General features: G+C 58.5%; 9 protein-coding genes. 7 read left to right on the forward strand and 2 right to left on the reverse strand.

The annotated features are described in order from the left end of the window. Positions 1–27: 27 nt before the first annotated feature. Positions 28–1,551, reverse strand: coding sequence for a fumarate hydratase (locus ACOYXE_RS29180; RefSeq protein ID WP_007916251.1), 1,524 nt, complete (start codon positions 1,549–1,551; stop codon positions 28–30). A 634-nt stretch (positions 1,552–2,185) separates the two neighbouring features. Between ACOYXE_RS29180 and ACOYXE_RS29185 the strand changes: the two genes are divergently transcribed. From ACOYXE_RS29185 to ACOYXE_RS29195, 3 genes are read left to right on the forward strand one after another with little or no spacing between them, the layout of a single operon-like run. Beyond that, a complete protein-coding gene (locus ACOYXE_RS29185; protein WP_160059204.1) occupies positions 2,186–3,292 on the forward strand; it encodes a GGDEF domain-containing protein in 1,107 nt (368 codons plus the stop codon). After that, positions 3,285–4,220 carry an iron-sulfur-binding ferredoxin reductase gene (locus ACOYXE_RS29190; RefSeq protein WP_160059203.1) on the forward strand — a complete coding sequence of 312 codons (936 nt, stop codon included), beginning with the start codon at positions 3,285–3,287 and terminating at the stop codon, positions 4,218–4,220. Before ACOYXE_RS29185 ends, ACOYXE_RS29190 begins: the two co-directional genes overlap by 8 nt. 28 nt (positions 4,221–4,248) lie before the next feature. Next, a complete protein-coding gene (locus ACOYXE_RS29195; protein WP_460927235.1) occupies positions 4,249–4,998 on the forward strand; it encodes an enoyl-CoA hydratase-related protein in 750 nt (249 codons plus the stop codon). A gap of 165 nt (positions 4,999–5,163) precedes the next feature. On the opposite strand, the gene pyk is transcribed toward ACOYXE_RS29195, so the two are convergent. Beyond that, on the reverse strand, positions 5,164–6,615 hold the full coding sequence (gene pyk, locus ACOYXE_RS29200; protein ID WP_122589649.1) for a pyruvate kinase: 1,452 nt from the start codon (positions 6,613–6,615) through the stop codon (positions 5,164–5,166). A gap of 172 nt (positions 6,616–6,787) precedes the next feature. Between pyk and ACOYXE_RS29205 the strand changes: the two genes are divergently transcribed. The 4 genes from ACOYXE_RS29205 (at position 6,788) to ACOYXE_RS29220 (ending at position 13,884) form a co-directional block, all read left to right on the forward strand. Then, positions 6,788–7,174, forward strand: a complete 387-nt coding sequence (locus tag ACOYXE_RS29205) for a tetratricopeptide repeat protein (protein ID WP_160059201.1) — start codon at positions 6,788–6,790, stop codon at positions 7,172–7,174. Positions 7,175–7,405: 231 nt separating this feature from the next. After that, on the forward strand, positions 7,406–7,765 hold the full coding sequence (locus ACOYXE_RS29210) for a PilZ domain-containing protein (RefSeq protein ID WP_160060131.1): 360 nt from the start codon (positions 7,406–7,408) through the stop codon (positions 7,763–7,765). A 583-nt stretch (positions 7,766–8,348) separates the two neighbouring features. Next, positions 8,349–11,483, forward strand: coding sequence for an Ig-like domain-containing protein (locus ACOYXE_RS29215; protein ID WP_460927238.1), 3,135 nt, complete (start codon positions 8,349–8,351; stop codon positions 11,481–11,483). A 148-nt stretch (positions 11,484–11,631) separates the two neighbouring features. Then, on the forward strand, positions 11,632–13,884 hold the full coding sequence (locus tag ACOYXE_RS29220; protein WP_460927240.1) for a Tc toxin subunit A: 2,253 nt from the start codon (positions 11,632–11,634) through the stop codon (positions 13,882–13,884). The last annotated feature ends 253 nt before the right edge of the window (positions 13,885–14,137 follow it).

A 14,137-nucleotide genomic window follows, 5' to 3' on the forward strand; every position in this document is an offset into this window, starting at 1 on the left:
CGGCCGTTTTTTATTGGAGCGAAGGGCTTACTGCACTTCTACCGCCAGGCTTTCGCTGATCTTCTGTTGCCAGATCGCCGGGCCGGTGATGTGTACCGATTCACCTTTGCTGTCCACCGCGACGGTGACCGGCATGTCCTTGACCTCGAACTCGTAGATCGCTTCCATGCCCAGTTCGGCGAATGCCAGCACCTTCGACTTCTTGATCGCCTGAGCAACCAGATAAGCCGCGCCGCCAACGGCCATCAGGTACACGGCTTTGTTGTCCTTGATCGCTTCGATCGCGGTAGGGCCGCGCTCGGATTTGCCGATCATGCCCAGCAAGCCGGTTTGCTCAAGGATCTGCCGGGTGAACTTGTCCATCCGCGTTGCGGTGGTCGGGCCCGCCGGGCCAACCACTTCGTCACCGACCGGATCAACCGGACCGACGTAGTAGATGAAGCGACCTTTGAGGTCGACCGGCAGGGTTTCACCCTTGTTGAGCATCTCGACCATGCGCTTGTGCGCGGCGTCGCGACCGGTGAGCATTTTGCCGTTGAGCAGGACGGTTTCGCCCGGCTTCCAGCTCTGCACGTCTTCCGGAGTCAAGGTGTCGAGGTTGACACGACGGGCCGACGGGCCGGCTTCCCAGACGATTTCCGGGTAGGCGTCCAGCGGAGGCGCTTCCAGCGAGGCCGGGCCGGAACCGTCGAGCACAAAGTGCGCGTGACGGGTGGCGGCGCAGTTCGGGATCATGCACACCGGCAGCGAGGCGGCGTGGGTCGGGTAGTCCATGATTTTCACGTCGAGCACGGTGGTCAGGCCACCGAGGCCCTGGGCGCCGATGCCCAACTGGTTGACCTTCTCGAACAACTCCAGACGCATTTCTTCGATGCGGTTCTGTGGGCCACGGGCCTTCAGCTCGTGAATGTCGATGGATTCCATCAACACTTCTTTGGCCATGACTGCGGCTTTCTCGGCGGTGCCGCCGATGCCGATGCCGAGCATGCCCGGTGGGCACCAGCCGGCGCCCATGGTCGGAACGGTCTTCAGCACCCAGTCAACGATCGAGTCGGACGGGTTGAGCATGGCCATTTTCGACTTGTTCTCGGAACCGCCGCCTTTGGCCGCCACGTCCACTTCCACGGTGTTGCCCGGGACGATGGAGTAGTGAATCACGGCAGGGGTGTTGTCCTTGGTGTTTTTGCGAGCGCCCGCCGGGTCGGCGAGGATCGAGGCGCGCAGGACGTTTTCCGGCAGGTTATAGGCGCGACGCACGCCTTCGTTGATCATGTCGTCCAGGCCCATGGTGGCGCCATCCCAACGCACGTCCATGCCGACGCGCACGAACACGGTAACGATACCGGTGTCCTGGCAAATCGGGCGATGGCCGGTGGCGCACATGCGCGAGTTGATCAGGATCTGCGCCATCGAGTCACGGGCCGCTGGCGATTCTTCGCGCAGGTAGGCTTCGTGCATCGCCTGGATGAAATCCACGGGGTGGTAATAGGAAATGAACTGCAGGGCGTCGGCAACGCTCTGAATCAGGTCGTCTTGCTTGATCACGGTCATGAGTCGCGCTCCTCTAAAAGACGGGAACATTCTATGGGGCAGCTACAAGCTTCAAACTTTCAGCGGCAAGTTGGAGCAGTACGCGGACTGCTTGAGCTAGCGGCTTGAAGCTTGCAACTTGAAGCTGGCCCTTGGGGCCGGGCACGCCGGGGCTGCTGGCGCGACGCTAAAAAGGCGCGGCAGTATACCGCGCCTCGCTGGGGCATACACGCGCCGGCAGTCATTCGTTGGTCGCATGGGTGGGCGAATATCGGACATCGGGTTTGCACTTCAGCATCTACCCCCTCACCCCAGCCCTCTCCCCCAAGGGGGCGAGGGGGAAAGGGAGCCGACCTTCATGTAGTTCAGACCTGAGTTCGACTCGGGAAAGGAAGCTGATCTTCATGTTGTTCAAGCCTGAGTTCGGCTCGGTATTTCAGGTCGGTGTAACTCGGAAAAACAACTCGGTCAGTCCCCTCTCCCTCTGGGAGAGGGCTAGGGTGAGGGGCTTTTGACGGTAGACGCAGGCCACACTTTTGACGTCAAATTTCGAGCCCGAAAATCGGTGGTCATTTATCGACTACGCCTCTAAAGTGGCAGCCGGTCTGTAGAGTAGGACACTCGGTCAGCCTCTTTTCGCACGGTGAGTCAACGATTGACCCATAACGCCATTCAACGTCTTTTGCTCAAACGCTTTGCCCTCGCTGCAGCCACCTATGGATTGGCTTTGCTGCTGCTGTGGCTGGCGTTTTTTACCGGACATTACGCCCAGTCCCTGAGCTCCGTGACCATTGGCAGTGCGCTGGTGGTGATCAGCCAGTCGGTGCTGTTCGCGCTGTTCTGGAGCGGGCGCAACCTGCGCTTTGCCGATCCCAGCCTGACCGAAGCGCAGGTGTTGGTCGGTCTCGGCTGGCAGACCTGGCTGATCGCCCATCTGGATGAAGCCCGTGGCGCCTTTCTGGTGTTCTACGTGCTGATCCTGCTGTTCGGCCTGTTCCATCTCAGTCGACGGGCGTTCATCCGCTGCGCACTGCTGGTGTTCTTCAGTTTCTGCGCGATCACCCTGTGGGACGGCTACCACTTCCGCTTGCGCGAACCGGCGCTTGCTGCCCTGCAGGTGTGCATTCTGGCGATGGTGCTGGCGTGGCTGGTGCTTTACGCACGGTTCGTCCAGGTTTCGCGGCAACGCCAGCGCCAGCGCCGGTTTGCCTTGCAGGCGCATCAGGACACCCTGCGCGGGATGATGCGTCAGCTCGAAGATCTGGTTGCCACCGACGAATTGACCGGCCTGTTCAATCGTCGGCACTTTCTGCGTCTGGCCACACGTGAACTCAATGCAATGGACGATGATGTCGTGCACGGTCTGGCACTGATCGACCTCGACCACTTCAAACGCATCAATGACCTGCACGGCCATGCCGCCGGCGATCAGGTGTTGCAGGCCTTCGCCGGCGTTGCCCAAGCCTGTCTGCGCGACGGCGATGTGCTGGCGCGCTATGGTGGTGAGGAATTCGTCCTGTTGCTGCCCGATTGCGATGCCGAACGGCTGACCGCGTGTTGCGAGCGTCTGCGCATCGCCTTCACCGACGTCGAATTGGTCGGACTGAATGTGCGCAACCTCAGCCTGTCGGCCGGCATGACCCTGCTGGCGTTGGGCGATGATCTGGACGACGCCTTGCAGCGTGCCGATCAGGCGTTGTATCGGGCCAAGCGTGACGGGCGCAATCGTTGTGCGGCCGCGTGGGAGAGCGTCGATGCCTGAACTTCGCGTCGGTGAACGACAATGGTCAGTGGCGGCGGGCAGCAATCTGCTCGATGCCCTCAATCAGAACGGCGTCGCTGTGCCTTACAGCTGCCGCGCCGGCAGTTGTCATGCCTGTCTGGTGCAATGCGTGCAAGGCCTGCCCACCGACAATCGCCCGGACGCCTTGAGCGCCGAACAGCGTCAGCAAGGCTGGCGTCTGGCGTGCCAGTGTCAGGTCGTCGAAGACTTGCAGGTGCACACCTTCGACCCGGTCACCGACGGTCGCCCGGCGGTGGTCGAGGCGCTGGACTGGCTCAGCGACAGCGTCCTGCGCTTGCGTCTGACCCCGCAACGGCCGTTGCGCTACAGCGCCGGGCAACATCTGGTGTTGTGGATCGATCACATCGCTCGGCCATATTCGCTGGCGAGCCTGCCGGAAGAAGACCGTTTTCTCGAATTCCACCTTGATTGCCGTCAGCCAGGCGAATTCAGTGATGCGGCGCGACGTTTGCAGATCGGCGACGCGATTCGCCTTGGCGAATTGCGCGGCGGCGCCTTGCATTACGACCCCGACTGGCACAGCCGGCCGCTATGGCTGCTCGCCGCCGGCACCGGTCTTGGCCCGTTGTTCGGCGTGCTGCGCGAAGCCTTGCGTCAGGATCACCAAGGCGCGATCCGCGTCATTCATGTGGCTCATGACGCTGATGAACACTATCTGGCCAAACCCCTTGCCGCACTGGCCGCACAGCGCGAAAACCTCACTGTCGAACTGTGGGCGGCGGCCGACTCAGCCGCCGCTTTGGCGCAACTGCGCCTTGTTTCCCGGCAAACCCTGGCCTTAGTCTGCGGCTCGACGACCAGTGTCGACGCTTTCGCAAGGCGTCTGTACCTGGCCGGATTGCCGCGCAACCAACTGCTGGCCGACGTATTTTTGAGCCGTGGTTGAGCGCTGAATTTCAGACGCGAGACACGCCATGACTGATGCCATCCTGCTGGAGCGCGAACGCGGTTTGCTGACCCTGCGGCTCAATCGCCCGGACAAGAAAAACGCCCTGACCCGCGCCATGTACAGCCGTCTCGCCGAAGCGCTGAAGCAGGCCGATGGCGATCCTGAGATCAACGCCGTGCTGATCACCGGCAGCGCCGCGTGCTTCACCGCCGGCAACGACATCGCCGACTTTATCCAGCAACCGCCGAGCGACCTCGACAGCCCGGTGTTTCATTTCATGCTCAATCTGCTCGAATGCCGCAAGCCGGTGATTGCCGCTGTAGCCGGCGCGGCGGTGGGCATCGGCACCACGCTGTTGTTGCATTGCGATCTGGTTTACGTCAGCGGCGATGCGCGGTTGCGCATGCCGTTCGTCAATCTTGGGTTGTGCCCGGAATTCGGCTCGAGCCTGATCCTGCCGCGTTTGCTTGGGCAGACCAAAGCGGCGGAGTTGTTGTTGCTCGGCGAAGGATTTAGCGGTGAACAGGCTGCGCAGTGGGGGATTGCCACTGAGGCGTTGGGCAGTGGTGAAGCGGCGTTGCGCAAGGCACGGGAAGTGGCATTGCGTTTTGAAGAATTGCCGGCGGAAGCGGTGCGCATCAGCAAACAATTGATGAAAGCCCCGGATCGCGAGTTGATTCGCAAGGTGATCGAGGAGGAGGGCGTGTTGTTCACCCAGCGCCTTCGTTCGCCGGAAGCAATGGCGGCGTTGACCGGGTTTATCAAACGGCATTGAAAAGCCAACCCTCATTGGAACGCCGCCCGCCCAGCCCTCTCCCAGAGGGAGCCGACCGAGGTGTAATGCGTTATACATCGACTTGAAAGAACCGGTCGGATTCAACGCAGACAACAAAAAGCCCCGCCATTCACATGGCGGGGCTTTGGTTTTTCAGCGCATCACTCAGACCTGCGGGTCGCCCACGTGCAGGATCTTCATGCCGTTGGTGCCGCCGGTGGTGTGGTAGCTGTCGCCCTTGGTCAGGATGACCCAGTCGCCTTTTTCCACAACGCCGCGCTTGACCAGTTCGTCGATCGCCTTCTGGCTGACTTCGTGCGGTTCCAGCGAGGCCGGATCGAACGGTACGGTGTACACGCCACGGAACATGGCTGCGCGCGCCTGAGTCTCGCGGTGCGGCGAGAACGCATAGATCGGCACCGAAGAACGGATACGCGACATGATCAGCGGGGTGTAGCCACTTTCGGTCAGGGCGATGATCGCTTTGACGCCCGGGAAGTGGTTGGCGGTGTACATGGTCGCCAGTGCGATGCTTTCGTCGCAGCGGGTGAATTCCTTGCCGATGCGGTGGCTGGACGTTTTACCGGTCGGGTGCTTTTCAGCGCCAACGCAGATGCGCGCCATCGCTTGCACAGCTTCCAGTGGGTACAGACCGGCAGCGGATTCAGCAGACAGCATCACGGCGTCGGTGTAGTCGAGCACGGCGTTGGCCACGTCGGACACTTCGGCGCGGGTCGGCATCGGGTTCTGGATCATCGACTCCATCATCTGGGTCGCGACGATCACAGCCTTGTTGTGGCGGCGTGCGTGCAGAATGATTTTCTTCTGAATGCCCACCAGTTCGGCGTCGCCGATTTCCACACCGAGGTCACCACGGGCAACCATCACTGCGTCGGACGCCTTGATCAGGCCGTCGAGGGTTTCGTCATCGGCCACGGCTTCAGCACGTTCGATCTTCGCCACCAGCCAGGCAGTGCCGCCGGCTTCGTCGCGCAGTTGACGGGCGTATTCCATGTCGGCAGCGTCACGCGGGAAGGACACTGCGAGGTAGTCGACTTCCATTTCAGCGGCGAGCTTGATGTCGGCCTTGTCTTTTTCAGTCAGGGCCGGCGCGGTCAGGCCGCCACCGCGACGGTTGATGCCTTTGTGGTCGGACAGCGGGCCGCCGATGGTCACGGTGCAATGCAATGCGTCGTCAGTTTGGGTATCAACGCGCATCACCACACGGCCGTCGTCGAGCAGCAGCTCGTCGCCCACGCCGCAGTCCTTGACCAGATCCGGGTAGTCGATGCCGACCACTTGCTGGTTGCCTTCGGTCAACGGATGGCTGGTGGAGAAGGTGAACTTGTCACCGATCTTCAGCTCGATCTTCTTGTTGGCGAATTTGGCGATACGGATTTTCGGGCCTTGCAGGTCACCGAGCAGGGCGACGAAGCGGCCGTGCTTGGCAGCGAGGTCACGCACCAGCTTCGCGCGAGCCTTGTGCTCGTCGGGGGTGCCGTGGGAGAAGTTCAGACGGGCAACGTCCAGACCAGCCAGAATCAGCTGTTCGAGAACTTCCGGCGAGTTACTGGCCGGGCCAAGGGTAGCGACGATTTTGGTACGACGGACGGACATGCAAAGACTCCTGAGTTCAAGCGCTAGCGAAGGCTACTATGCTCGAAGGGTGTAGTCATTGTTCGTTTGCACTACTTAATGGTTTCTTTATTGAACAAGGCAACTTTGGGACAAACGCGCCTGAAGATTTCCGACCGTGGGTCGATACAGAGCACAAGACAGGAGAACCCCCATGCGATTGTTGCCCATTGCCGCCCTTGCCCTCAGCGTCCTCGCCGTGACGGGCTGCACCCGTTGGTCGATGAACCATCATTTGAACAACGCTTACAGCGCCTATGACCGCGGCAATTGCGAGCAGGTCATGCTCGAACTGTCCAAGGTCGAACGCGCCAGCCGTGCCCGCCCGTACGTGTGGCCGGAAGTGTCGATGATGCGCGGCCAGTGTCTGGAACGGCAGAAGATGTTTGTCGACGCGGCGCAGACCTACCAGTTCATCATTGCGTCTTACCCGAACAGCGAATACGCCTTCCGCGCCCGCGCGCGTCTGGAAACCTTGCAGAGCCTGGGCCATTACCCGACGCGCAGTGCCGCTGCCGTGGTGCGCCCGACCCGCTTCTGATGACAGTTGTCATACAAAATCTGGCCGTGTGTACAAGCTGAGCTATAGTCGAATAACCCGGGTTTAGAGCCGAATCTGTAAACCCGGAGCAACACCTGCGACTGGCAAGTGGTCAAGTGACGGCGACGTAGCGACCGTCACACCGGAAGCGGGGAGAGCGGGCCTGCAATGCAGGAACGTTCCGAAGCAAAGGTGCGGCTCTGTGACGGAGCCTTGCATGGCGAACTGCGCATGTTTACCGACCGCCGGATCGAACGGCATCAATTGCCGTATTTCCTCAGAGTGTTCAATACCGTTACCGACAAACAGATCGGTTTTCTCGGCAATGTCTCCGCAGACGGGCTGATGCTGATCAGCCAGTTGCCGATGATGGTGGGCGTGGACTTCCAGCTACGCCTGAAAATCCCCGCCAGCGATGGCTGCCAACAGGTCATGGACTTCACCGCGTGTTGCGTCTGGTGCCATGAAGACGCCACACCACTGCATTACGACGCCGGGTTCATTCTCCTGCAGCCGCCGGTGGAGTTTGGCCAGTTGGTGCAGGCGTTGCGGCAGTATTTCAGTTTTCAGCCGTTGCCGGCTTCGGCTTGATTTCGGCGGCGCTCGCTGTTGCCATTGCTGGTAAGCCGCCGCCTGTAAGTTTGGCACTGTGCATGAGAGCTGCTGTCGACGCAGACCCTGTCGGAGCGGGCTTGCGAACGATGGAGTCTTCACAGGTTCCCCTGATCCAAAACCAGACCACAGCGATCACTCGCTCCTGATCCAGCGCCTTCTCCACCTGTAATAACTCCCATCTCTCTCAATTGATAGATCGCCATCGTCAGATGCCTTGGCTTGTCTTCGGGGCTGTCACGGGGTCGAGCAGCAGAATGCTGACCGAAGAAAAGGTTTAGTAGGTTTGAATGGCCATCGCTTCGGGGTTAACGTCAGGCGCGACCATGAGTATCTGCATGCCACGATTCACGTAATTGCGCGACGGCGCAGTAGCGGCTTTTTTGAGTAGTGATCGATGTAGCCCGCTGTCACTCCCCTTGCAGGACGCAGTCAGAGTAGGTTGTGGGAAGTGTTGCCGTTGGTCGGGACTGTCAGAAGTATCAGGTGCGCAAGTGCACGAGTTCGCCCTAGGATTTTTTGCACTCAGCATCGCCATTCTTGAACAGTCCAGGAGACAGTTATGTCCATATCTAATGACGGTACAAATGAGGACACGCCTGGCGAGTCCCTGGAAGTCCCACAAGGGGGTGGCGAAGTTGAAAGTGGATCCGAACAGGTTGACTTCCCTGTCGAGAGTTCTGACGTCTCTCTTGATTCCATACCTCCTCCCCCCCCGACCATCAATCTGATCAAAAACATTTCCGGTTCACCTTATCCCGGCGCAGGCACAGGTATTTCCGGAGCGTATGTCTTTATTTATGTCGCGGGTACGCCGACTGGAGTAATTGGGGGGGCGCCTGTTACATCCGGAAAATGGAGTGGGGCGATCACTTTCCCCGTTAACGTAAACAAAAGCAGAATCGAAGTACTTCAGAGACTCGACGGACAGTATTCTGAACGTACAGCGCCAATGGAGATCTATCGAGCAATCTTGACTTTTCCGAGACCCAACACTCCTGAACTCGCTAACGGCCTGATTTTTCGTGGCATCGGTGCTCCGAACTCGAAGGTGCTCATCGTCAAGTCTCCTCCCCATCATGGTGAAGTTCTGAGCGCTGAAACTACCATTGATGGCCAAGGAAACTGGCAAGCGCCTCTTACAGCGAATACGCTCAATGGTCCCGTGTCGGTCAGTGCTTTGGTTTCTCATGTCGGTACGACCAGCATATATACATTACCTGTGCTCTTCACGGTGCTGGCCCCACCTGTGGTCCTCAAACCACTACCGTCTTCCTTGAACGATCAGTCTTTCCTGTTGGAAGGTAACAACGGTACGCCCGGCGCCCGGCTGGAGGTGCTGCCCCCTGTGGGTGACACTCCGCTTTATGGCTCGGGCACCGTGCCAGCGGGCGATGGTGCCTGGAGTATTCCGCTCACTGGAGTACCGTCGGGTAAGCTCAATCTCGTCGTCGAACAGATTTCGAATAACGTCCGCTCAGGCCGTAGCCAAACGTTGTCACTGCAAATCCGGCCTCCCGTGCTTCTGATCGCCGGTCCTCCTGCAGCAAGCATACAAAACACATCGTTCACCCTCACTGGGAAAGGCGCGGTGGCAAATGCGACCATCAAGATCTTCAAGGATCTGTCCGGCAATCCGCCGTTGATCAGTATTCCCGGTGCGACGGCCGGAGATTGGGCCGCATCACTGGCAAGCCTCGCCCCAGGAGTGCTGTCCCTTGTAGCAGTGCAGGAAGTGGATGGCATTCCATCGACGCCCAGCGCTGCCCGCGCCTTCAAAATCCGCCCTCCAAAGTTGGCCGACCCTGTCGTCACCTATCCCACTGACACCACAGTGAAATTCTCTGGAGCGGGCCATGACCGCGCCACAGTGCAGTTCACTATCGACAGTGACCCGAGTGCAACACCTCCGCCCCCTGTTGTCGTGGCGAATGGCAAATGGGAAACCATCGCAACGAACTGGCCGGTTGGTACATACAAGCTGACAATTGTTCAGAAACTTACCGACGGTGCTGGCGGCTGGATCGAATCGCTGCCCCTGGAATTCACTCTGAACAAAGCGCTGCCTGATGTCAGCGATTTGAAGCACACCGTGGAATACCGGCCAACCTTCAGTGGCAAAGGTTTCAATGGCGCCACGGTGCACGTTCGTCATCCCAACAGTGCCAACCTGGCCGCGCCAGCGAAAGATGTTGTCGGTAATGAATGGTCAACCACAGCTTCGGCAGAGTGGGGACCCACAAACAATCGGGAAGTCCACATCAAACAAGTTTTGAATGGTCAATGGTCACCCACCTGGTGCGTCCTCAACGTCACTATTCCGCCATTGGCGCCCGAACTCAACGTACCTTCCGAAGAGGGCCTTTCCCCGGTATTCAGCGGCAGCGGTTGGTCGGGAGCGGAGGTGTACATCAACTTCAGCGATGATCCACAGACGTATAAAGTGAACGTCGTTGCAAAGGTCTGGACGTTCCAGCGACCCACCCCCTTTAGCGTGAATACCCCTCACAAGATCGAAGTGCATCAGGTTGCCCAAGGGCTTGATTCACCGAAAGTGGACAGGACTTTCACGGTTTATCCTGTGATAGCCCAACCGGTCATCACTTATCCGCTGCAAGGCAGTGAAGTACCCCGTGACATATCCGTCACCGGCTCGGGCGGCATGGAGGGCGCCACGATGCGATTGTGGGATGACCGATTCGGGAAGTATCTGACTTTGCCGCAGAGGCTCACCAACAATGATAAATGGTCAATCGACCTCACCGGTCTGGCTTTTGACGAGCATGTCATTCGGGCGGAGCAAACGATCTACGAGCGACCTTTCAAGCGAAGTGAGCAATGCAAATTCAAGGCAGTTGTACTCCCTCCGGAGATTACTTGTCCGAACGGCGGAGAAAAGTTGTCACGCACCTCGACGCTCTCCGGGAAGGGGATGCCGTACGCACAGGTCGAAGTGTGGATGCTCGGCGATACTTCTGCGCCACTCACCGAAGCGGAGGTAAATAGCGAAGGCGAATGGAGTGTTGTGGTGACCTTGCCGGTGGGTCATAAAACCATCTGGGCCCTGCAAATTTACGACAATGACGGTGACCCGCAAACTTCGAGGGATAGTGATCGGGTGACCTATCAGGTCGTCCCGAAAGCACCTGATATCGAATCCCCGACGACAGATGATCATGCCGGGCGGGTATTGGTTGTGTCCGGTTTCGGCGTGTCGGGCGACACAGTCACGGTCAAGGTGGGCAGTGCACATCAAAGTGCCCCTGTGAGGGCCGATCGCACTTGGTGGGTGAGGCTGGAACTCGACCAGCCTGGTGGCGATTCTTTGCTGGAGGTGGTCTCGGCGCTCGGTGAATTCGAATCGGCGCCGGCAACGCGGCCGATTGTGTTGAACACTTACGAGCCCACCATTGAGGTGCCGGCACCAGGTAGTTGGGTGGCTAACCCGGTGTCCCTGGCAGGCAACGGTCGCCAAGGCGTCGGAGCAGTCGTGAGCTGGTTCAACCCGGATCTGGTATTGACCGCGAACATTCCCGTCGATCCCTTGAACGGCTGGCAAGCGCAGTCCGGACCGTTGCTGATGGCGGGAGGGCAATGGTTTCGATTCAGGCAGAGCCTCACCGATGCTGAAAAAGGCTCTGACTGGATTGATAGCGAGCGCTTTGAGGTCGAACCGGGTTCTTCGAAATTTTCATAAGTCAATTTTCCGATGAGTGGTCATAAATACTGTCAGATCTGACAGTAGGCGAATGTCACTCAAAAGCGCTAAATCCTTATGCACCCACCGGCAATCTGATGGTGAAGCCAGGTTGCCGGCACCCGCTATCGTCTCAAGGATATTGATCATGACTGTTGCGTCCCGCCCCGTTGTGCAGATGTTCGAGCAAATATTTGGTGAAGCACAAATCACAGAAAACGCCGGGCTGGAGAAGCTGAGGTCTTATCTCGAGCAGGGCGGTTCGATTTTTCCGCTGGTGGAAAAAGGCGCTCAGGCCTTGGTCAGTGAGCACCAACTCAGTGTGGGCGACGCCCGCCAGCTCATCCGGCGGGCCAACAGTTACGTCACGTATATCCGGCGTGAGTTTATCGAACACACTTTAAAGGGCGATAAAACCATACAGACCGGTCCGTCGAGCGGGCTGCTGTCGATGGTTGATGGCCCGAAATACGAGATTATCTTCCCTACCCGATTCGATAGCATGTGCCCCCCCGAGGCGTTGGAATCATGCATCTCGCCCGTGGCATACCTGATCGATCTGTTGCGCTGGGTTCTACTGCGTATCGAACCTAATGGTGACGCGAAAGAAAAGCTCCTGCTGCATGACCGCCGTACCGACTTGAAGTTGCTGTCTGTCGACGGGCCAGCGGTGCATCAGGCGGTGTCGTCGGTCGACATTATCATCGCGGTGCTGGAGAAATTCATCACGGCAGAGCAACCAGGGTCAATCGAAGATGCCTTGATCACCGCGCGCTATCCCAACGGCCTGCCTTACTATCAGCATTGGGTCACGATTGACGGTGTGGCGCGCTCCAAAGGGCTTTCGGTGGGCGATTTCGACCGCACCATTGATCTGTCCTATCCCTATTTTCTAACGTCGGTTGTCGGTGCTGCCCGTAACACTCGGGCGTTGGCGCATGCCTCGCGGCTGGGCCCATATCAGCGAAATCTGCTGACTGAACCTATGTACGATTTATCGCATGCCGAGACGTTTTACCGAGACAACTTCGATACTGACAAGTCTGATTGGAAGACCTTCAACCAGGTCAAGTATTTCGGTGAAGCAACCAAACTCGGAGCGGTGGAGATCGAACGATTGTTATCGGTGGGTGATTTTGCACCGGTGCGCTCGAGGAACATCGACTATGTCGACAATACGGACTCATTTGCGGAAAGTGCGCGTTCTGGCTCCGTTTATATCAATGCCAATGTGCACCCCGGTATCCATATCGACTACGCAGAATTCAACACGCTGACGGTTAAACCCGAGACCTTGGCAGGTCTGACTGCAATCGACCGGATGAACCGCAAACTGCGCCTGGACATCTGGCTTGATTTGCCGAGCGACCAGGTGGATGCCCTGTTGACGGCGGCAATCAGAGCTGAAGCTCGTAGCACTACAAGTGAGCCGACATGGGTGATATCGGACAGCGTCGTGCATGCGTTGGGGTTGTTCCAGCATTTGCGCGAACGCTATCGCTGCACGGCGGCGGATTTCGCTGTCATTGTTGACCAATTATCGATCTATGGTCGTGGCGAAACCCTTTCGCAATTCGATCAGATCTTCAATGGTCAGGGGGCATATCGCGAACCCTTGAAACTCGGTGATGGATTGTTCCCGGTGACGCCGGTACCCGGTGTAGCCGATCTGACGATCAGCCAGCTGTGCAATGGCTTGGGTATCGATCTGCAGACCTATCATTATCTGGCTCTGGCGGTCGCCGGCGCACACAAGTGTGAAGAAACCTTGCGTCTCACCCCCGCGATCGTTTCCAGTTTTTGTCGCCTGGTCATACTGCCGCGGCTGTTTAACATGACACCGGTCGAAGGTGTATTGATGCTGACGTTGTTGGGCGGGCAGCAATGGGTCGATGGCCTGGCAGGCGTGCCGGTGATCAACGCCTCGGCGAGCACCAAACCGGATGTGCTGAGTCTGGTCGAAGCCATGGACACCTGTGTGCAATGGTGCGAGCAAAGTAATCTGTCGGTGCTCTGGATGTTGCGACACATTGCCGTACCGCAGCGGGTCAGCATGGCGAGCGAGTCGGACCTGCAATTCTTCGATCAAATCACCAACCTCCTGCCAGCTGCGCGGCTGTCCAATAATGCCTTTTTGACGGCAGGCGTTACTTCTGTTGGCGTGGTCGACTGGATGGACTTCCTGTCGACCAGTAGGGGGGGGGAGCTCTCGTCGATCATTACGGACTGGTGTTGCCCTTCGCTGGAACGCCAGAGGCATACGAGGCTGTCGTGCGCACGAAACTCCTGTGGGTTGTGGAAAATGCTTTTGGTGGGTTCGACAAGTTTGTGCATGACACCCTCGTCAACACAATGCTCACAGTGCTTTTGCAGGCCCGGGATGCTCAATTATCACTGTTGAAGGAGACGTTGGCCGTCTATGCCGGGATCCCGGCCGGGCACGCCATACCGATATTGAGTTGGGCGAATTCAACCGCTCACTCTTTTCTGGATCAGGTGGTTGCGCATATTGAGCAGGGACGTCGTGACGCTGGCGGTCCATTGTTCGATTTATTGGCCGAAGTGCGGCGGCGCAGTGAAGTGGCCATGACACTGAACCTCAGTGCTGAATTATTGCAGGACTACGTGGATTACGGCCACAAGGTCTGGTTTGG

This window comes from Pseudomonas sp. MC6, assembly GCF_054790575.1.